The sequence below is a fragment of the Cupriavidus sp. GW822-FHT03E04 genome (genome assembly GCF_058801495.1).
The window spans coordinates 130,808-148,494 of record NZ_JBXANI010000008.1; the positions used below are offsets into that span (position 1 = coordinate 130,808).

The window sequence follows — 17,687 nt, forward strand, 5'->3', positions numbered from 1 at the left end:
CAAGGCGCCCGAAGCGCGCCCTGCCGGTACAGGCCAGGCGAGGACGGACATGAGAATTCTGGTGGTGGAGGATGAGCCCAAGACGGGCGAGTACCTGCGCAAGGGGCTGACCGAATCGTCCTTCGTGGTCGACCTGGCGGTGACCGGCGCCGATGGCCTGCACCAGGCGCTGGAGGTGGTGTACGACCTGGTCATCCTTGATGTGATGCTGCCTGGCATGAACGGCTGGGACGTGCTCAAGCAACTGCGCGAGCACAAGGACACGCCGGTGCTGTTCCTGACCGCGCGCGATGAAGTGGAGGACCGCGTGCGCGGGCTGGAGCTGGGCGGCGACGACTATCTGGCCAAGCCCTTCGCCTTTGTCGAGCTGCTGGCGCGGGTGCGCACCTTGCTGCGGCGCGGCCCGGTGCGCGAGGCCGACCGCATCGAGATCGAAGACCTGGAGATCGACCTGATCCGCCACCGCGTGACGCGCGCCGGCCGGCGCATCGAGCTGACGCCGCGTGAATTCTCCCTGCTGCATTTCCTGGCGCGCCGTCACACCGAGGTGCTGAGCCGTACCCAGATCGCCTCCCATGTCTGGGACATGAACTTCGATAGCGATACCAATGTGGTGGATGTGGCGGTGCGCCGCCTGCGCGCCAAGATGGACGACGATTTCCAGCCCAAGCTGATCCACACCGTGCGTGGCATGGGCTATGTGCTGGAGCGCCGGGAACCCTGATGCGCAGGCTCTCGCTCACTGCCCGCCTGGCGCTAGCCTTTGGCCTGGTGGCCGCGATCGTGTTCGGCGGCGCGGGCGCCTACCTCTACCGCGCGCTGGCCATGCAGGTGATAGAGCGCGACGACGCGGAACTGCTGCGCAAGGTGGCGCGCGCGCGGGCCGAGCTGATGGAGCAGGGCGCCCGGCCCGACAGCGACTGGCGGGAAGTGGCCGGCGTGGTGTCGGGCAACGATGAGTTTGCGCTGGTGGTGCGCGCCGCTGGTGGCGCCGTGTTGCTTGCGGCCAATGCCGGCGAAGGGCCGCCCGCCTTGCAGCCGGTGGCGCCGGATGCGCAGCTCGGGCCCGAAGCGATCCGTGCCTGGACCACGCGGCAGGGCTACCCGGTGCACGGCGTGCAGGCGCAGGTCCCAGTCGGTCCAGGTACTGCTGGCACTGGCGCCGTCACGCAGACGCTGGCCTTCACGCTCTACCAGACCGCCATCTCCCGCACCACGTTGCTGCGCGCATACCGCGCGAAACTGCTGTTGACGGGCCTGCTGGGCACGCTGGCCGTGGCCGGGCTTGGCTACCTGGTGCTGCGCGCCGGCATGGCGCCGCTGCGGCGCATTGCCGCCGGGGCATCGTCGGTCACGGTGCGCCGGCTCGAGCTGCCGATCGACCCGGCGCGGCTGCCGCCCGAACTGGCGGAACTGGCTGCGGCCCTGCAACAGATGATGGACCGGTTGCGGGATGGGTTCGAACGCTTGTCCCAGTTTTCCGCGGACCTGGCGCACGACTTCCGCACACCCATCGGCAACCTGCTCGGGCAGAGCCAGGTCGCGCTGTCTAGCGAGCGCAGCGCCGACGAATACCAGGCGCTGCTGGCGTCCAATATCGAGGAATATGAACGCCTGGCCCGCATGATCGAGAACATGCTGTTCCTTGCGCGGGCCGAGAACGCCCGCGTGGCGGTCAACCCGGTGCGCCTGGACCTGGCGCGCGAACTGGGCGCGCTGTCCGACTATTTCGAGGGGCTGGCGGAGGCGAGCGGCGTGGCGATCGCGGTGGATGGCGGGGGCGCCGTGCTGGCCGATCCGCTACTGCTGCGGCGCGCGGTCAGCAACCTGGTGGCCAATGCCATCCGCTACACACCCGCCGGGCAGACGGTGGTGATGGCGGCGCGCACGGGCCCCGCAGGTAGCCGTATCGAAGTGCGCAATCCTGGGGCCGGCATCGCGCCGGAACACCTGCCAAAGCTGTTCGATCGCTTCTTTCGCGGCGATCCTGCCCGCGCCAACTCGGGAGAGTCGGCGGGCATCGGCCTGGCCATCGTGAAGTCCATCATGGACTTGCACCATGGGCACGTTGAGGTGGAGTCCGAAGTCGGGGGAACCACAGTCTTCAGGTTGCTGTTTCCGCCGAGCTTGGCGGATCCCGCGTCTTAGGGGGCCGCTGCCGGCGTTACTGGCGCAGCGACGTGAGCAGCCGGATGCCGAGCAGCGCCATCACCCCGCCGGCCGCGCGATCCAGCCACAGCTTGAAGCGCAGGTAGAAGGCACGCGGCCTGGCGGAGGAGAGCGCGATCGCCACGATCGCGTACCAGCCAGTCTCGATGGCAAAGACCATCAGCGGCAGCGCCAGCAGCAGCGAAGGCGGCACCTGGGCGGGCAACAGCGCGGCAAACACGCTGGCGTAGACCACCGCCGTCTTGGGGTTGCTCAGCTGCGTGGCGAAGCCGCTCAGCAGGACACGGCCGCGCCCCGTGGCGGGCGTTCCACCGCCTTCTGCTTTGCCGGCCGCCATCGCCAGGGGCGCGCTGGCGCCGCGCCAGATGCGCACGCCCAGATACACCAGGTAGATGCCGCCGCCCACCTTCATCGCCATGTACAGCCAGGGCACTGCCGTCAGCAAGAGCTTGAGCCCGAGCAGCGCAGCCGCCGCAAACACCACGCCGCCCAGCCCCATGCCCAGCGCCATGTAGAGCGCATCGGCGCGGGAGCGGGCAATGGCGGCGCGGGCCACCATGACAAAGCTCGGGCCGGGGCTGACCGCGCCGAGCGCCAGCGCGCCGCCAATGGCCAATGTGGATGTGAGTGCGTCCATGGGATTGTCTCGTCAGGAAGGAGGGGATCCGCTGCGGGCCAGCATGAGGCCGTTGCGCGTGGCGAAATGGTAGCAGCAAGACGCACGCGCCGCCGGCTTCGGCAGGCCCCGCTCAGTTCGCCCCGAATCCCGCCCCGCTCAGTGCCGCAATCGTCTGCGCCAGCTCCTCGCGCAGTGTCGCCACGAGTTGCGCTGCCGGCAGGGCGCGCGCCAGCGGCGCGGCTTGCCCGGCCCATTGCGCGGCGTAGTCCGCGTTGCCGCGCGCCTTGGCCGCCGCATGCAGGGCCTTGCCGGCGTCGTAGGTGATGGGGTAATCGGGGATCGCCGGGCGGTCCGCTGCCTCGCCCAGTTCCGTCAGCCGGTTGACGAAGCCGCGCGCGGCCCGGCCGGAAATGGAGCGGGTCAGCGTGGTGCTGGCAGGCCGGTCCGCCAGCAGGGCGGCGCGGTAGGGCGCGTCGGCCACGGTCTCCGGGCAGGCCACGAAGGCGGTGCCGAGCTGCGCGGCCTGCGCGCCCAGCGCCAGGGCCGCCGCAATGCCGGCGCCGTCCATGATGCCGCCGGTGGCGATCACGGGCAGGGCGGTATGGCGGACCAGCAGCCGTACCAGCGCCAGGGTGCCGAGGCCTTCGTCATGCCCTTCGGGCTTGAACGTGCCGCGGTGGCCGCCGGCTTCCACGCCTTGGGCAACGATGGCATCGACGCCGGCAGCGGCGATCTGCCGCGCTTCGTCCAGGCTGGTGGCCGTGGCCATCAGGAAGATGCCGGCGGCGTGCAGCGCGTCGATCCAGGCCTGCGCCGGCAAGCCGAAATGGAAGCTCACTACCGCGGGCCGCTCCTCCAGCAGCATCGCGAACATGGCGTCGTCGGCGACAAAGCTGGTGTAGATCTCGCGCAGGCTGGCGGGCGGCGTGGCGCCGAATTCGGCGAAGCTCGGCGCCAGGTAGGCCAGCCATTGCGCCTCGCGCGCGGGGTTGGCGACGGCGGGCGCATGGCAGAACAGGTTGATGTTGAAGGGCTTTTCCGTCAGCGCACGGGTTTCGCGGATGGTCTTGCGGGCGCCCTCGGCGTCCATGGCGCCGACGCCGAGCGAGCCCAGGCCGCCGGCATTCGACACTGCCGCGGCAAGCGCCGGTGTGCTGACGCCTGCCATTGGTGCCTGGATGATCGGGGTGGCAAGGCCGAGCCGGGAGAGCAGCGTGCGTGGTTGCGTGGCGTGGATGGGGTCGGTCATGACGGGCTCCTCGTTTCTTCGGTAATGGGTGGATCTTGTGGGGGTGGATTCTGTGGGGTGGGTTCCGTGCCGCGCGCCGGGCATGCGCTGGCCTTCACAGGAAGCAGAAGACGGCAGATGCCAGCAGCGCGGCAGCGGCGGCGGCAAGCGGCCCGCTGAAGCTATGGCTGTGCGCCATCAGCGCATCGGATACCAGCGGGCCGGCGATCTGGCCTACGCCATAGGCGGCGGTCATGATGGCAAGCAGGTTGAATGTCACGCGGTGGGCCGCGCGTTTCGCGGCGGGCATGGCGATGGTCACGGTGCCAACGAAGGTGCCGCCCACCAGCAGCGCGCTAGCCAGGTAGGCCACGGCCGAGTGGCTGAGCGCGGGCAGGATCACGCCCACTGCCTGCACCAGCAGGTTGAGCGCGAGCGCACGCCGCGTGCCAAGGCGCTCGTGCAGCGCATGCCAGAGAAAACACGAAGGTGCCGCGCCAAGCCCGAACGCGGCCCAGATATGGATCGGGTCGATGTGGCCGAGCGCGTCGCGCACAAAGAGCGGCAGGTAAGTTGCCGTGACAATGTAGCCGAACCCCGCCAGCCCGTAGCTGGCCACCAGCGGCCACGGACCAGGGCCGTTGGCATTGGCCTCGTCCGTGGCACTGGCACTGGTAGCGGCATGCGGCTGGGGTGCCGGCACGCGGCCCGCAAGATAAGGCCATGCGAGCAAGCTCAGCACGGCGGCGCCACCGCCGATGGCCAGCCACAGCAAAGGACTGTGCCAACCGGCCAGGTTGCCGGCGGCAATGAGCTCGGCGGACAGCAGGATGCCGGCACCGACGCCCGAGAACAACAGCGGCGCGCCATGCGGATGCCCTACCACCTGGAACAGCCACACGGACGCGCAGATCAGCGCGATGGCGCTGAGCACGCCCGCCAGGAAGCGCACGCCGATAAAGAACCAGGGCGCGGCCGGCACGGCCAGCGCCAGCAGGCACAGGGCCGTGCCGAAGAGCGCGATGCGGCAAAAGCGCGGCGCAACGCGCTGCGGCATGCGGCTGACCGCGAGGGCGCCCACGAGATAGCCTGCATAGTTGGCGGATGCGGTCAGCGAGCCGGCACTGACGCTCAGCAGGCCGTCGCGCACCATCAGCGGATACATGCCGGTAAATGCAAAGCGCCCGAAGCCCATGCCCACCGCCAGCACCAGCGCGGCGGCCAGTGAGGGCATCCATGGCGCCATGGTCTTGCCGAAGGATTGCGGCGCGGCTGTGACGGTCCGGATCCTAGCCATGCTGCAGCTCCTGGAGAAACGCCGCGTATGCCGACGTGGCAAAACCCGAACGGCGCACCAGCAAGGTGTGCGCGACTCGCACGGGCACGGTTTGCAGGCTTGCGGCATCGGGGTGCAGCGCCAGCAGCGACCTCGGCAGGATGGCCACGGCCGAGCCCGCCGTCACGCAGGCGAGGATCGCGTGGTAAGACGCCAGTTCCAGCACGTTCAGCGCCAGCCGTGGGCCTTCGCCGCTGGCGAGCCAGTCCTCGGCACACAGGCGGTACGTGCAGCCGCGCGAGAACGTGGCCAGGCTGCGCAGCTTGATGTCCTGCGGCGTGCGCACTGGCGGATGGCTGTGCGGCAGCACCAGCAGCAGTTCTTCAGAGAACAGGAACGTGCCTTCCAGGCCGGGGCCGAGTACGTCCATGTCTAGCGTGTCCGGCGCGCCCTCGGAGGGATGGGCCACCACGGCGCAGTCGATGCGATGCGCCAGCAGTGCGTCGATCAAGGCTTGCGTGGTGCCGGTCTGGATCTCGATCCGCACGTCCGGCCATTTGCCGTGATAGCGCGCCAGCGGGCGGGGCAGCCGGCTGGCGGCCGAGCTTTCCATGCTGCCCACGCGCAGCGTGCCCGAGGGCGCATCGCTGCGCATGGATTGGCGGGCCTCTTCGGCCAGCGCCAGCAGCCGCTCGGTATAGCCCAGGAAGCGCTGTCCTTGCGGCGTCAGGGTCATGCGCTTGCTGTCGCGCAGGAACAGGGCGACGCCGAGCTCCTCTTCGAGCTGCTTGACGCGCGTGGTGACATTCGACTGCACGCGGTCCAGGGTCTTGGCCGCCCGCGTGATGCTTTCTTCAAGCGCAACGGCTCGGAAAATCTCAAGTTCGGCCAGGTCCACGGCAATCCTTTGATTGAAATAGGTTCTTAAAAAGAGAACAAATTTCAATTAACTATCATAGATAGGGAATGATAAGTCAAGAAAGCCATGATGGCAGCGGGGTGAGGCGAAGCGGGAAGCATATTCCGGCGAGCAATGCCCCGGCCCTCCGTGTACCCAAGGCGCGGGACTAATGCGGATCCTGGTATTGCGAGGGTTGGGGTTGCGCGGGTTGCTGCTGCGAATGCCGTTGCGCCGGTGCTGGCCGCGCCAGGAGCGCACGGATCGACGCAAGGTAGCGGTCGCCAACCTCCCGGCTGGCCCGGTTCGACTGGGCGCGCAGGGTGCGGCGGGCCGGTGGCGTGATGTTCAGGCTGCGGCAGATCGTTGACAGGTAGGGCTTGCGGTCTCCCGCCAGCCGCTGTGCCGCGGCTTGTACCGCCGCGTCGCCTACGCGTTCGCGCAACCAGGCCAGGACCTGCCTGTCGTATTCGTTCTGTACCCGGACCAAGTGTTCCATGATCGGCTCCCGTAGATACTGTTCATCCATACAGTTACTGTGAATATATACAGTAATCTGGTTTTTTCAAGGATGAATGCCGAGGACCAGATACGGGCCACCGTCCAGGGGGCTACAGGACCATGCAGGCGGCAGCGCTGGCGCCGGCGCGTTGCGCCAGGCAGGCGGGCCCGGCGGGCGGCATTTCCAGGTGGCAGCGCTGGCTCACAGGCAGGTTATCTTCCGGGGGCTTGCCGGCTGGGGGCGCGTCATGCCGCGGCGGGTGGTTGTCGCGCAGGGCCGGATGGTGCTTTTCCACCCAGCGCGCCGCTCTCCAGAGCGCGAAGATGCAGGCAACCGCATAACTGCAGTAGATGAGGATCAGCATAAGCACCTTGCTTCGCGCCCGCTTGGGGGCGAGTAGTTCAAGAAAGTGCGAGTATGCGCAAGATCACTCTCGATGCGGTATCACTCGATTGGGGGGAGCCCGGTGGTTGCGCGGGCCGTAAGGCCAGGCGGGTGGCCGATCTGGCGGAAATGCCGCAGTGGGAAGAGAGACAATTGTTTGCAGTTCAGGCCTGATCTTCGCCTGGCGTATCGGCGCGGTACTCAAGCAGGTCGCCCGGTTGGCATTTCAGCGCCTCGCAGATTTTCTCCAGCGTATCGAAACGGATGCCCTTGACCTTGCCGGATTTCAGCAAGGAGAGATTGGGCTCGGTGATGCCGATGTACTGGGCGAGCTCGCGCGATTTCATCTTGCGCTCAGCAAGCAGGACGTCAAGCCGGACGAGGATAGTCATAGGGTCAGGGTGCCTCAAACGCAAACGCAAACTCAAACAAAGCTCTCATTCTCCAGCGCGACGCGCGCGGCCTCGACCATCGCCCAGGCGATGGCCAGCAGCAAGCCGCCCAGCAAGCCCAGCATCACGTCGCCGAAGGTGATGATCACCACCATGTAGGGGCCGTTGGCAACCGTGCTGGCCAGGGTCATGGCCAGCAGTGTCTTGGTGAGCGGAACCACCAAGCTGAACGCCGTCACCACCAGCGCCACGCGGCGCAGGCGCACGCCCGTCTCCAGGGTAAGGACCGCGCCGCCCGCCAGGGCCGCGAATAGCCTGTGCGCTTGCATCAGTCCACTGACCAGCAAAGCCGTGGCCACGCTCGTGATGGCCAACCCGAGCAGCCGGTACGGCATCGACACCAGCAACTGCCCGCCTGGCGCAGGCCCGGCCAGGAACGCGCGCAGGTTCCGGTCCAGCTCCGCATCGGGGAGCAAGAACCAGAAGGCGAACAGGGCCGCCGTCACCACGACGGCGCAGCACAGTGTCAGCCACTGCATGCGGCGCGCGATGACGCTAACGCGCGTTAGCGCGCCATCAGCGGGCAAGGGAAGGGAAAGGGGGGTCGGCATGCCGGTCTTCTGAAGGGATTGCGCATGGCAAAAAATTACTGTAAAACAGCAATGTGTTATCGTTTTACAGTAATTTATATTCGTCGGAGATTAAATTATATGCGTTTTATAGCCTTCCCTGGCCGCCTCTTTCCCATCGCGCCTGCTGCCATGTTGGTGCTTTTGTCGGTTGTGCCTGCGCATGCCGCAGCCGAGGAACTTGCCGCCAACTATTGGTACGTCGGCGGCGACCTCAATATTGCCCGCGACAAAGTCAGTACGAGCACGCCCGGCTGGGCGGGCGGATCGTCCAACAACGTTGGACTTGGCTTGCGGGGCGGCTATCAGTTTTCGCCCTATGTGTCGGTCGAAGGCTCGCTAGCCAGCCTTGGCCGTGTCGTGGCCAAAAATGGCAACGCCAACGACAAATTCGACGTGAACGCCTTGTCCGTCAACGTAGTGGGCCACCTGCCCCTGACCGAGCGTTTTTCGCTGCTGGGCATTGCCGGGGTCAACTATATGCATGGCCGGCGCTCGGGCGATCTCGAATCGAGCAACAAGTCGCAGGGGCTCATCAGCCTGGGGGTGGGCGCGTCCTATGCGGTCACGCAGAACTGGCGCTTGCGGATGCAGTACATGAATTACGGCAAGCTCAGTTGGAAGGGCAACGATGCTTCGGTCAAGAGCCAGGCCGTATCACTTGGCGTGGACTACCTGTTCCGCTGAGGCAGGCGCACGGGCCCGCGGCGCTACCAATACTTCAACACTTCAACACTTCAACACTTCAACACTTCAATACTTCAATGGCTATGACCATCAGGACAATCGCAGGCGTTGCATGGACCGCCGCAAGCTGCGCGCTGGCCGGCTGTGCGCCAACGCAGCTTTCCAGCCCGGCCGCATCGGCGGTCAGGATCACCCACAACGAGCCTGCCGCGGGATGCACCTATCTTGGCGACGTGACCGGCAGCCAGGGCGATTTTGTGCGGGGCGCCATCACGGCCAATGCGGATCTGGAAACCGGTGCACGCAACGACATCAAGAACAAGGCGGCGGCAATGGGCGGCAATCTGGTGTACCTGCTCACCCAGCGCGCAGGGCAGACCGGCGGCAAGGATCGCCTGGAGCAAACCAATGTGACCCTGTCGGGCAACGTGTATCGCTGCGCGTCCCCAGGCGCGCGCTAGCGCGCCGAACAGGGATCAGGCCAGCTTCTGCTTGAGGATGTCCTGCGCGGATACCGGCTGGCGGCCCCGCTTGCGCCGGTAGTTGCCGTCCGCGTCCATTTCCCAGGTGTCGCGGTTGTCCTTCAGGTAGACCTTCAGCCCCTCATCGATCACGCGATCCTTGAGGGCTTTGTCCAGCACGGGGAAGCACACCTCGATGCGCCGGAAGAAGTCGCGGTCCATCCAGTCGGCGCTCGATAGCCGCACGTCTTCGGCCTTGTCGTTGTAGAAGTAGAAGATCCGCGCATGCTCCAGGAACTGGCCAAGCACGGAGCGCACCCGGATATTCTCGGACAGGCCCGCAATGCCAGGGCGCAATGCGCAGGCCCCGCGCACGATCAGCTCGATCCGCGCGCCATCGCAGGATGCCTGGTACAGGGCCTGGATAAGCTTGGGCTCCAGCAAGGCGTTCATCTTGGCGATGATCAATCCCTTGCGGCCAGCCTTAGCGTGCTTGCCTTCGCGGCGGATGGCATCGAGCAGCGCCGCGTGCATGGTGAACGGCGATTGCCAGAAGTGCGCCAGCGTGCCGGGGTGGCCGAGTCCGGTCAACTGTGAGAACACGTTGGCCACATCGTCGACGAGCGCTTCCTTGCAGGTAAACAGGCCGAAGTCCGTGAAGCTCCTGGCCGTCTGCGAGTGATAGTTGCCGGTGCCGATATGGGCGTAGCGCCTGAGCTTTTTCCCTTCGCGCCGCACCACCAAGGCCATCTTGGCGTGGGCCTTGTAGCCAACCACGCCGTATACCACGTGCGCGCCCGCTTCTTCAAGCTGGGCTGCCCAGTTGATATTGGCCTGCTCATCGAAGCGGGCGAGCAACTCCACCACCACGCTGACTTCCTTGCCTCTGCGCGCGGCGCCGATCAGCGCCTCCAGCAGGGCCGAGTCGTTGCCGGCGCGGTACACCGTCTGCTTGATGGCCATCACCTCCGGATCTTCCGCGGCCTGGCGGATGAAATCCACCACGGGCGAAAATGACTGGTACGGCTGGTGCAGCAGGATATCGCCGTCGCGGATGGCGCGGAACATGTCGGGCTGGTCCTGCAGCGCCTTGGGCAGGCCGGGGCGGCATGGCGGGTACTTCAGGTCATCGCGGTCCACGCTGTCAGGAACCGGCAGCAAGCGCACCAGGTTGACCGGGCCATTCACCGAAAACACCTCGGCATCTTCCAGGCCGAACTGGTTTTGCAGGAAGCGGGTCATCTCCTCGGAGCAGTTGTCCGCGACCTCGAGCCGCACCGCATCGCCAAAATGCCGCTGCGGCAGCTCGCCCTGCAGCGCATCGCGCAGGTTCTTGATTTCTTCCTCGTCGACGAACAGTTCGCTGTTGCGGGTGACGCGGAACTGATAGCAGCCGCGCACGCGCATGCCGGGAAACAGCTCGCAGACGTGGGCATGCAGGATGGACGACAGGAACACGAAGCCGTGTTCGCAGCCGGAAATCTCCTTGGGCAGTAGGATCACGCGGGGCAGGGCCCGGGGCGCCTGCACGATGGCCGCGTTCGCCTCCCGGCCAAAGGCATCCTTGCCTTCGAGCTCCACGGCGAAGTTCAGGCTCTTGTTGAGCACACGTGGAAACGGGTGCGCCGGGTCCAGGCCGATGGGGGTGAGCACCGGCATCAGCTCGCGGAAGAAATAGCTGCGGATCCACTCGCCTTGTTCCTGCGTCCAGTGCGGACGGCGCAGGAAGCGGATTCCCTCTCGGTCCAGTTCCGGAACCAGCACTTCGTTGAACAGGCGGTACTGTTCCGCGACCAGCTTGTGCGTGCGGGCGCTGACAAGCGCGTAGATCTGCCGCACGTCCAGTCCATCCGGGCCGGTGGTCGCCGGCGCCTGCAGCTTGATCTTCTCCTTCAGGCCGGCAACGCGGATCTCGAAGAACTCGTCCAGGTTGCTGCTGAAGATGCAGAGGAAGCGCAATCGCTCCAACAACGGAATGTCGTGGTTCTCGGCCTGGGCAAGCACGCGCCGGTGGAACTCCAGCTGGCTGGCCTCACGGTTCAGGAAGAGCTGCCGTGCGTTGGCGCCGAGGTTTGTGCTGGCACTGGCGAGGAAGTCCGACGGGGCGCCGTGAACGTCACTCGGTGCCAGGGGGAGGGAAGGGGCGATCTCAAGTGGAGCTGCCGAGCCTTCTTCCATGATTCGCTTCAATCCTTCTCTGGGAATGGATCATCGTGCACCGATGACCTGTTGGAAAGATAGTACCGCGCGCCGCGCCGCTTGAGGAGTGGGCGCGGTGCACGTTTCCCGATCTGAGGCAGGGCCGTGTGGCTGGCGGGCCACGGACAGATGCCGGGGAGGGGCGTCCGGTCGTGGCTGCCTTGCGGGAAAACCCTGCTGTGAGTGAGGCACTGCCCCCGGCCCTGCAGTCAATGGGAATTGCAGCTACCCTGTCGCGCAGTGATGGACTGACACCGAGAAAACACAATGCAAAAGACGCTGAAAATCGATTTTGTCTCCGACGTCGCGTGCCCGTGGTGCGCCGTAGGCCTGAGTTCGCTGCAGCAGGCGCTGGCGCGGCTTGGCGATGCCGTTTCGGCAGACATCACGCTTCGCCCATTTGAACTCAATCCGGACATGGGGCCAGGAGGCGAGTCGATCCAGGATTACATGGCACGCAAGTATGGCCGCACCGAGGAGGAAATCGTGCAGAGCCAGGCCATGATCCGCCAGCGTGGCGCCGACGTCGGATTTGAGTTTGGCTCTCGGACCCGCGTATACAACACGTTCGACGCGCATCGGCTATTGCATTGGGCAAACCTGGAAGGGCGCCAACTGCCGTTGAAGATGGCGCTGTTCCGTGCGTATTTCACGGAGTCCAAGGATTCCAGCAATCATGAGGTCCTCGTCGAGGCCGCGGCTGCAGCCGGCCTGGACGCCGACAAGGCACGCAAGGTGCTATCGGGCGACGCGTATGCGGCGGAAGTCCGTGAGATGGAGAAGCACTATCAGGACATGGGCATCCGTTCCGTGCCTTCGATCATCTTCAATGACCAATACCTGGTGAGCGGCGGGCAGCCGGTGGAGGCGTTCGAGAATGCCATTCGGGAGGTGCTGGCAAAAGGCTGAAGGGGCGCATGACTATCCTGGCGCCTGCGCTAAGCCCGCAGCCATGGACGCCCCGCGCACGGGGTCTCGGCGCGTCGCGCGGGCTGAGGAGATCGAGGCTTGCTTCCTGCAAAGCGTTGCCTTTCTGCATACGTACTATCACCTAATGCTGCGTTGCGTCATTTCCTTTGCTATGATTGGGGAAAACCCGATAAGGGTTATCCCTGAAAGGAAGAAAGCCATGGACACGCAAAGCGACATCAAGATGACCGACCAAATGGAACGCGATCTGATCGAGCGCGAACTTGGTCCCCGCAGCCCCAGCCTGGTGGCAGACGTGAAGCGCGCCATCTTCGCCGTCCAGCATATGCTGAGCCGCCTGCAGAACCAGGCGCGCAAGGCAAAGATCGTCTACGCGAACGGCTGATCGTTCAGGTAGCGGCATCGCATCGCGGGAGGTGTCTCCCGCACAGCAAGACCGGCCTATACGCCGCTCCGCCGGAGCGCAGCGTGGGCCGGTTTTTTTTATGGGTGTCTCGCGGGCCGGAACCGCGGCATATTCGCCGCGGGACGTTGCGCCCGCGCATTGCATTTGCGGCGCATCCGATAGCTCCGGTGCTCATCCCCCCGTTGGGCGATTGACGTCTTCCTGCGAGACGATTCCCCTTCCCTCCATCACCCAGCGCGTCGGCGGTTTCCCAAACTGCACCCCAAACCACCGCGTGAACGCGCTCACCTCTGAGAATCCAAGCAGATCCGCCGTACGCGATATGGACTGCTGCTGGCTCCGCAGATAGCGCTCGGCCAGTTCGCGCCGCACCTGATTGACCAGGCCCGAGAATGTTTCCCCACGCTGCTCCAATTGGCGCTGCAGAGTCCTCGGGCTGACACCTAGGTTCTGCGCAACCTGTTCCACCGCACTGCGGCCGCGCGGCAGTAGCAGGTGAATTGCCCGTCGTACGTCAGCCGCTAGGGAGTGCTCCTTCGAGGGCGATTGAAGGTCAAGTAATTCCCTGGCGTATCTGGCCAGGCTGGCATCCGCCAGGGGGTTCACGCGATCCAGATCCTGGCTCGACAGGACCAGGCCATCGAATTCGCAGCCAAATTCGACCTGCTGGCCGAACAGGCGACGATGCACCCGCAGGTCTGCAGGGGCCGCATGCGAAAAGTGCACGCAGCGGGGTTTCCATTGGGCGCCAAGTATGGCGCGGATCAGGCAAAGCACCGCGCCTACGGTCAGCTCCATGGCCTGCCGGCCGGGTTGCTGCCTGCCGGTCAGCAACGTCACTCGCAAGACCGCGATATTCGCATGCTCGGTGAACTGCGTCGCGACAGAGTCGCTGAGCAGGTGGCGATAACGCTCGACCTCTGCCAGTGCATCCCGCAGTGTGGGCTGATGCTGCAGCGTCAGGCTGACCGGGCCGAAGTCGGAGAGCCGCCACGATTCGCCCATGAGCAGTCCGAGCGAATGGCATGCAGTGATCCGCGCGGATGTCTCCAGAACCTCCGCAAGCCGGAATTCGGGGATGCGCAGGTCGGGCGTGTGCAGGCATTCCCGGTCCAGACCGACATGGGAAACCATCTGCACCGGGTCGATACCCGCGGCGCGAGCGATCCCGGAGTACTTCGTGAGGGAGGCGCTGCGAACCAGGACCGTCATAGGAGGCTCTTTCTGAAGAGGGATAGTCAGGTTGATCGAAGGCCTGCGCAATCTACTGATGAAGCCACCGTCGCCTTGCTGCCAGTGTCGGTCATGCACTGCATACGCCGCCGGCGCGGCGTCTGCGTGCAGTGAATCAAGCCGGGAATCGACTGTCATGGATGGTCAACTTCTGGCGTGGCTTGTCAAAGGTCCTGCGCATGCGAGAGCCGACAATCAACCCAGGCTACCGAATGATAGTGGCGGCAGCAATAGACGACAACAGGAGACGGAATTGGCAAAAGCCGCTCGCATGTACGAGGTGGGGGGGGCAGAGGTCCTCCGATACCCAATGGCACTGACCCTGTGCCGCAGCCCAACGGCATCGGGATCCATCAGCGCCATGCGCTGCAGGATGCGGTCCAGGCGCATCGGGACCTGGAGCCGCGCAAGACCACCGGCTCGTCAATCTTTGTAGTGTAAAGGGAGCTTTCCATGCACGTAGAACCTATTACCTGCACCATTGGTGCCGAAATCGGCGGCGTCAACCTGGCCGATGCAGCGCGCGATAGCGCGTTGCTTGCCGAGATCAAGGCGCTGCTGCTCAAGCACAAGGTGCTGTTTCTGCGGGACCAGGATATCAGCCGGGCCGATCACGTGGCCTTCGCACGCCGTTTTGGCGACCTGGAGGACCACCCCGTCGCTGGCAGCGACCCGGATCATCCCGGCCTGGTACAGATCTATCGCAGCGACAAGCGCGAGAACTACGAGAACAGCTACCACACCGACGGCAGCTGGCGCGAAACCCCGCCGATGGGCTGTGTCCTGCGTTGCATCGAATGCCCGCCGGTCGGCGGCGACACCATCTGGGTGAACATGGCCGCGGCCTACGAGAACCTGCCCGAAGAGATCAAGGAGCGCATCGCCGGCCTGCGCGCCAAGCATGGCATCGAACATTCATTCGGGGCGGCGATGAGCCAGGAAAATCGCGCCAAGCTTGCCGCGCAGTACCCCATGGTCGAACATCCCGTGGTGCGCACGCATCCGGAGACCGGCGAGAAGGTGCTCTACGTCTGCGGCTTCTCCACGCATTTCGCAAACTTCCATACGCCAGAGAACGTGCGCTACGGACAGGACAAGACCCCGGGCGCGAGCCATCTGCTGAACTACTTGATCAGCCAGGCGGCGATCCCCGAATACCAGGTGCGATTCCGCTGGCAGCCTAATAGCGTGGCCATTTGGGACAACCGCTGCACCCAGCACTACGCGGTACAGGACTACTGGCCGGCCCCACGCAAGATGGAGCGTGCAGCCATCATCGGAGACAAGCCGTTCTGAGGCGCGCCAGCCGCCGCCAAGCCTTGCCCCACCTTTATCAATGGAGACATGCCGTGAACTACCTCGATGGATCCCTGTTCCCCGAAAACCAGCAGCCGTTGATCATCACTGCGGCGCCCTACGCACCGGGGTGGCTGCCGTCCGATTTCCCGGAAGACATCCCCGTGACGATGGAAGACCAGATCCAGAAGGCCGTGGATTGCTACAACGCCGGCGCGACTGTGCTGCACCTGCATGTGCGCGAGCTTGACGGCAAAGGCTCGAAACGTCTGTCCAAGTTCAACGAGCTGATCGCCGGGGTGCGCAACGCTGTGCCGGAGATGATCATCCAGGTGGGCGGGTCGATCAGCTTCGCACCCGAAAACGAGGGGGCCGCCGCCAAGTGGCTGTCCGACGACACCCGCCACATGCTGGCCGAACTTGATCCCGTTCCGGACCAGGTGACCGTCACGGTGAACACGTCTCAGATGAACGTGACGGAGCATGCGGAACTTGCGGATTTCAAGGGTACCTCGCGTGAGAACCCTGCGATCTTCGACGCGTACAAGGAAATGACGGTTCCCGCCCAGCCCGGCTGGGTCGAAGAGCACATCCGCCGCCTTACCGCAGCCGGCATCCAGAGTGCCTTCCAGTGTTACAACATCAATAGCTTCGAGTCCGTGGAGCGGTTGATTCGACGTGGCGTCTACAAGGGCCCGCTGGTCATGAACTGGGTGGCAATCAGCGGCGGTATGGATGCACCCAGCATCTTTAATTTCGCCAATATTGTTCGTGCCGTCCCGGATGGTGCGGTGCTTACCGTTGAAAGCTCTGTGCGCAACGTGCTTCCTGTCAACATGATGGGCGTTGCCTTGGGCTTGCATGTGCGCTGCGGGACCGAGGACTGCCTCTGGAACCAGTCGCGCACGGCCAAGATGAGCACGGTGAAGCAGATTGAGCAGCTGGTGCGCATCGCTGGCGAATTCGGCCGCAAAGTGGCAACGGCCCAGGAAGCGCGCGAAATCCAGAAGATCGGCGTGTTCTATGACACGGTCGAGGAGACGCTGGCTGCCAATGGTTTCGCGCCGAACCGCAATGGCGGCAATCAAGGCTTCCTGCGCAAGGCCGCCTGACTCAGGCCGGTTGGAACTGACCGGCAGGTGAGGGAGTCCGCGCGCTTGCGCGGCGCGGTGCCAAGGGGCACGCCTGCATATCAAGACAGACAATCTCATTGCGGTTATTTTGTTTATGTCGACAATAAAAAACATGACTGCTATGATCGTGCCGAAGATAGCCTGGGCAGGTAGAGATGGCTCGTCGCGCAGCTGGCCTCGGTGAGGCCGACAGCACTTGGCAGGCTGGATAGCAGTCAAAAAAATGGGGGAGACGATGTCATTACTAAAAAAGCTGCTCGCAGCTGCGTTGTGCGCCGAGACAATCATTGCCTTATGCGCGCCAGGCCTGGTCCAGGCACAGGAAGCCTGGCCGGCGCGCCCGATTCAAATGATCGTGCCGTCGTCTGCCGGATCGGGAACCGATGCGCTGGCGCGGGTCATGGCGCAGCGCCTTTCCGAATCGCTGAAGCAGGCCGTGGTCGTGGAGAACCGGCCGGGTGGCAGCGGGGTGATCGGGACCAACGCCGTCCTCAAGGCGGCGCCGGATGGCTACACGATTCTCTACACAACGGCGTCCAACATGGTGGTTGCGCCGGCAGTCATCAAGTCCATTTCCCAGGAGGCACGAAAGAGCCTCATGCCGATCGCACAGACAGCGGTGGGTGGGGTGTTGCTGCTGGTGAGCCCGGATCTGCCGGTCTACGACTTGCCTGGGCTTATCGAGTTCGTGAAGGCGAATCCGGATAAGTACAGCTATGGCAGCTGGGGCACCGGCTCGTCCGCGCACTTGACGATGGAGTGGTTGAAGAAGCAGACCGGCATGAAGACCGAACACGTTGCATATCGGACCTCCAGTCAACTGCTTACCGAGCTCTCCTCGGGTGTGCTAAAGATCGGCTGGACCGATCCCAGCGTGGCGGTTCCGTTCCTGCGTTCGGGGAAGGTGCGCGGCATTGCCATTGTGGGCAACGTGCGGTCTCCCCAGCTTGCCAACGTCAAGACGATGGGTGAACAGGGCTACAAGTTTGGCACGGTGGGATGGTTCGGCATGTTCGCGCCGGCGGGAACTAGTCCGGTGATCGTGAAGCGGCTGGCGGATGAGGTCAACAAGGTACAGGCGTTGCCGGAGATCGCGGCCCTGATGAAGAGGCAGAACTTCGAGCCGCCGCCGGTAAAGTCCTCCGCGCAGTTGGGCGAAATTGTCCGGGACGATATGCAAGTCTGGACGAAAATCGCCAACGACGCAGGGATCAAGCTTGAAGAATAGGATACGGCTCCCGCCGG

The 17,687-nt window shown here is 64.7% G+C and carries 19 protein-coding genes and 1 pseudogene; 10 read left to right on the forward strand and 10 right to left on the reverse strand.

The genetic code is table 11. The annotated features are described in order from the left end of the window. Positions 1-49 precede the first annotated feature (49 nt). A complete protein-coding gene (locus AC1RQC_RS13085; RefSeq protein WP_150991420.1) occupies positions 50-724 on the forward strand; it encodes a heavy metal response regulator transcription factor in 675 nt (224 codons plus the stop codon). After that, entirely contained in the window at positions 724-2,148 is a 1,425-nt protein-coding gene (locus AC1RQC_RS13090; protein ID WP_492373161.1) for a heavy metal sensor histidine kinase, read from the forward strand. The genes AC1RQC_RS13085 and AC1RQC_RS13090 overlap by 1 nt, the downstream gene beginning before the upstream one ends. A 16-nt stretch (positions 2,149-2,164) precedes the next feature. Here AC1RQC_RS13090 and AC1RQC_RS13095 read toward each other — a convergent pair whose 3' ends face one another. The 8 genes from AC1RQC_RS13095 to AC1RQC_RS13130 form a co-directional block, all read right to left on the reverse strand. After that, on the reverse strand, positions 2,165-2,806 hold the full coding sequence (locus AC1RQC_RS13095) for a LysE family translocator (protein WP_492810717.1): 642 nt from the start codon (positions 2,804-2,806) through the stop codon (positions 2,165-2,167). Positions 2,807-2,918: 112 nt separating this feature from the next. Further along, the gene (locus AC1RQC_RS13100; protein ID WP_492810715.1) at positions 2,919-4,037 is read right to left on the reverse strand and encodes an NAD(P)H-dependent flavin oxidoreductase; all 1,119 of its coding nucleotides are present in this window, start codon (positions 4,035-4,037) and stop codon (positions 2,919-2,921) included. A gap of 94 nt (positions 4,038-4,131) precedes the next feature. Next, positions 4,132-5,313, reverse strand: coding sequence for a YbfB/YjiJ family MFS transporter (locus AC1RQC_RS13105; protein ID WP_492810713.1), 1,182 nt, complete (start codon positions 5,311-5,313; stop codon positions 4,132-4,134). Then, positions 5,306-6,190: a LysR substrate-binding domain-containing protein gene (locus tag AC1RQC_RS13110; protein WP_492373157.1), complete on the reverse strand. Its 885-nt coding sequence runs from the start codon at positions 6,188-6,190 to the stop codon at positions 5,306-5,308. Before AC1RQC_RS13110 ends, AC1RQC_RS13105 begins: the two co-directional genes overlap by 8 nt. Positions 6,191-6,359: 169 nt before the next feature. After that, a complete protein-coding gene (locus tag AC1RQC_RS13115; RefSeq protein ID WP_174425005.1) occupies positions 6,360-6,689 on the reverse strand; it encodes a CppA family protein in 330 nt (109 codons plus the stop codon). Positions 6,690-6,801: 112 nt separating this feature from the next. Further along, complete coding sequence (locus AC1RQC_RS13120) at positions 6,802-7,056, reverse strand: hypothetical protein (RefSeq protein ID WP_492373156.1); 255 nt, start codon at positions 7,054-7,056, stop codon at positions 6,802-6,804. A gap of 184 nt (positions 7,057-7,240) precedes the next feature. Next, positions 7,241-7,468 (reverse strand): helix-turn-helix domain-containing protein, encoded by a 228-nt coding sequence (locus AC1RQC_RS13125; protein ID WP_150991403.1) that lies wholly within the window; start codon positions 7,466-7,468, stop codon positions 7,241-7,243. A 32-nt stretch (positions 7,469-7,500) separates the two neighbouring features. Then, the gene (locus tag AC1RQC_RS13130; RefSeq protein ID WP_492373155.1) at positions 7,501-8,079 is read right to left on the reverse strand and encodes a hypothetical protein; all 579 of its coding nucleotides are present in this window, start codon (positions 8,077-8,079) and stop codon (positions 7,501-7,503) included. Between the two features lie 24 nt (positions 8,080-8,103). Here AC1RQC_RS13130 and AC1RQC_RS13135 point away from each other — a divergent pair, with 24 nt between their 5' ends. Together AC1RQC_RS13135 and AC1RQC_RS13140 are read left to right on the forward strand one after the other, a co-directional pair. Then, positions 8,104-8,784, forward strand: a complete 681-nt coding sequence (locus tag AC1RQC_RS13135; protein WP_492810708.1) for a porin family protein — start codon at positions 8,104-8,106, stop codon at positions 8,782-8,784. Positions 8,785-8,867: 83 nt separating this feature from the next. Continuing rightward, on the forward strand, positions 8,868-9,245 hold the full coding sequence (locus AC1RQC_RS13140) for a DUF4156 domain-containing protein (RefSeq protein WP_492373153.1): 378 nt from the start codon (positions 8,868-8,870) through the stop codon (positions 9,243-9,245). 15 nt (positions 9,246-9,260) lie between these two features. On the opposite strand, the gene ppk1 is transcribed toward AC1RQC_RS13140, so the two are convergent. Then, complete coding sequence (gene ppk1 / locus AC1RQC_RS13145; RefSeq protein ID WP_492883612.1) at positions 9,261-11,423, reverse strand: polyphosphate kinase 1; 2,163 nt, start codon at positions 11,421-11,423, stop codon at positions 9,261-9,263. A gap of 288 nt (positions 11,424-11,711) precedes the next feature. Here ppk1 and AC1RQC_RS13150 point away from each other — a divergent pair, with 288 nt between their 5' ends. Together AC1RQC_RS13150 and AC1RQC_RS13155 are read left to right on the forward strand one after the other, a co-directional pair. Further along, a complete protein-coding gene (locus AC1RQC_RS13150; RefSeq protein WP_492373151.1) occupies positions 11,712-12,353 on the forward strand; it encodes a DsbA family oxidoreductase in 642 nt (213 codons plus the stop codon). Between the two features lie 220 nt (positions 12,354-12,573). Continuing rightward, complete coding sequence (locus AC1RQC_RS13155) at positions 12,574-12,759, forward strand: hypothetical protein (RefSeq protein ID WP_492810766.1); 186 nt, start codon at positions 12,574-12,576, stop codon at positions 12,757-12,759. 192 nt (positions 12,760-12,951) lie between these two features. Here AC1RQC_RS13155 and AC1RQC_RS13160 read toward each other — a convergent pair whose 3' ends face one another. Further along, positions 12,952-13,992, reverse strand: a complete 1,041-nt coding sequence (locus AC1RQC_RS13160) for an AraC family transcriptional regulator (protein WP_492373181.1) — start codon at positions 13,990-13,992, stop codon at positions 12,952-12,954. 363 nt (positions 13,993-14,355) lie between these two features. On the opposite strand from AC1RQC_RS13160, the pseudogene AC1RQC_RS13165 reads away from it, so the two are divergent. The 4 genes and pseudogenes from AC1RQC_RS13165 to AC1RQC_RS13180 form a co-directional block, all read left to right on the forward strand. Then, positions 14,356-14,454 (forward strand): annotated as a pseudogene (locus AC1RQC_RS13165) (quinone oxidoreductase); the annotation flags it as partial. 12 nt (positions 14,455-14,466) lie between these two features. Next, entirely contained in the window at positions 14,467-15,309 is an 843-nt protein-coding gene (locus AC1RQC_RS13170; protein WP_492883614.1) for a TauD/TfdA dioxygenase family protein, read from the forward strand. 53 nt (positions 15,310-15,362) lie between these two features. Next, positions 15,363-16,421, forward strand: coding sequence for a beta-keto acid cleavage family enzyme (locus AC1RQC_RS13175; protein WP_492373149.1), 1,059 nt, complete (start codon positions 15,363-15,365; stop codon positions 16,419-16,421). Between the two features lie 256 nt (positions 16,422-16,677). Further along, positions 16,678-17,670, forward strand: a complete 993-nt coding sequence (locus AC1RQC_RS13180; protein ID WP_492883708.1) for a Bug family tripartite tricarboxylate transporter substrate binding protein — start codon at positions 16,678-16,680, stop codon at positions 17,668-17,670. The last annotated feature ends 17 nt before the right edge of the window (positions 17,671-17,687 follow it).

Coding starts and splice junctions, on each gene's coding strand:
- AC1RQC_RS13085 (WP_150991420.1), top strand. CDS start 50: ATGAGAATTCTGGTGGTGGAGGATGAGCCCAAGACGGGCGAGTACCTG.
- AC1RQC_RS13090 (WP_492373161.1), top strand. CDS start 724: ATGCGCAGGCTCTCGCTCACTGCCCGCCTGGCGCTAGCCTTTGGCCTG.
- AC1RQC_RS13095 (WP_492810717.1), bottom strand. CDS start 2,806: ATGGACGCACTCACATCCACATTGGCCATTGGCGGCGCGCTGGCGCTC.
- AC1RQC_RS13100 (WP_492810715.1), bottom strand. CDS start 4,037: ATGACCGACCCCATCCACGCCACGCAACCACGCACGCTGCTCTCCCGG.
- AC1RQC_RS13105 (WP_492810713.1), bottom strand. CDS start 5,313: ATGGCTAGGATCCGGACCGTCACAGCCGCGCCGCAATCCTTCGGCAAG.
- AC1RQC_RS13115 (WP_174425005.1), bottom strand. CDS start 6,689: ATGGAACACTTGGTCCGGGTACAGAACGAATACGACAGGCAGGTCCTG.
- AC1RQC_RS13120 (WP_492373156.1), bottom strand. CDS start 7,056: ATGCTGATCCTCATCTACTGCAGTTATGCGGTTGCCTGCATCTTCGCG.
- AC1RQC_RS13125 (WP_150991403.1), bottom strand. CDS start 7,468: ATGACTATCCTCGTCCGGCTTGACGTCCTGCTTGCTGAGCGCAAGATG.
- AC1RQC_RS13130 (WP_492373155.1), bottom strand. CDS start 8,079: ATGCCGACCCCCCTTTCCCTTCCCTTGCCCGCTGATGGCGCGCTAACG.
- AC1RQC_RS13135 (WP_492810708.1), top strand. CDS start 8,104: ATGGCAAAAAATTACTGTAAAACAGCAATGTGTTATCGTTTTACAGTA.
- AC1RQC_RS13140 (WP_492373153.1), top strand. CDS start 8,868: ATGACCATCAGGACAATCGCAGGCGTTGCATGGACCGCCGCAAGCTGC.
- ppk1 (WP_492883612.1), bottom strand. CDS start 11,423: ATGGAAGAAGGCTCGGCAGCTCCACTTGAGATCGCCCCTTCCCTCCCC.
- AC1RQC_RS13150 (WP_492373151.1), top strand. CDS start 11,712: ATGCAAAAGACGCTGAAAATCGATTTTGTCTCCGACGTCGCGTGCCCG.
- AC1RQC_RS13155 (WP_492810766.1), top strand. CDS start 12,574: ATGGACACGCAAAGCGACATCAAGATGACCGACCAAATGGAACGCGAT.
- AC1RQC_RS13160 (WP_492373181.1), bottom strand. CDS start 13,992: ATGACGGTCCTGGTTCGCAGCGCCTCCCTCACGAAGTACTCCGGGATC.
- AC1RQC_RS13170 (WP_492883614.1), top strand. CDS start 14,467: ATGCACGTAGAACCTATTACCTGCACCATTGGTGCCGAAATCGGCGGC.
- AC1RQC_RS13180 (WP_492883708.1), top strand. CDS start 16,678: ATGTCATTACTAAAAAAGCTGCTCGCAGCTGCGTTGTGCGCCGAGACA.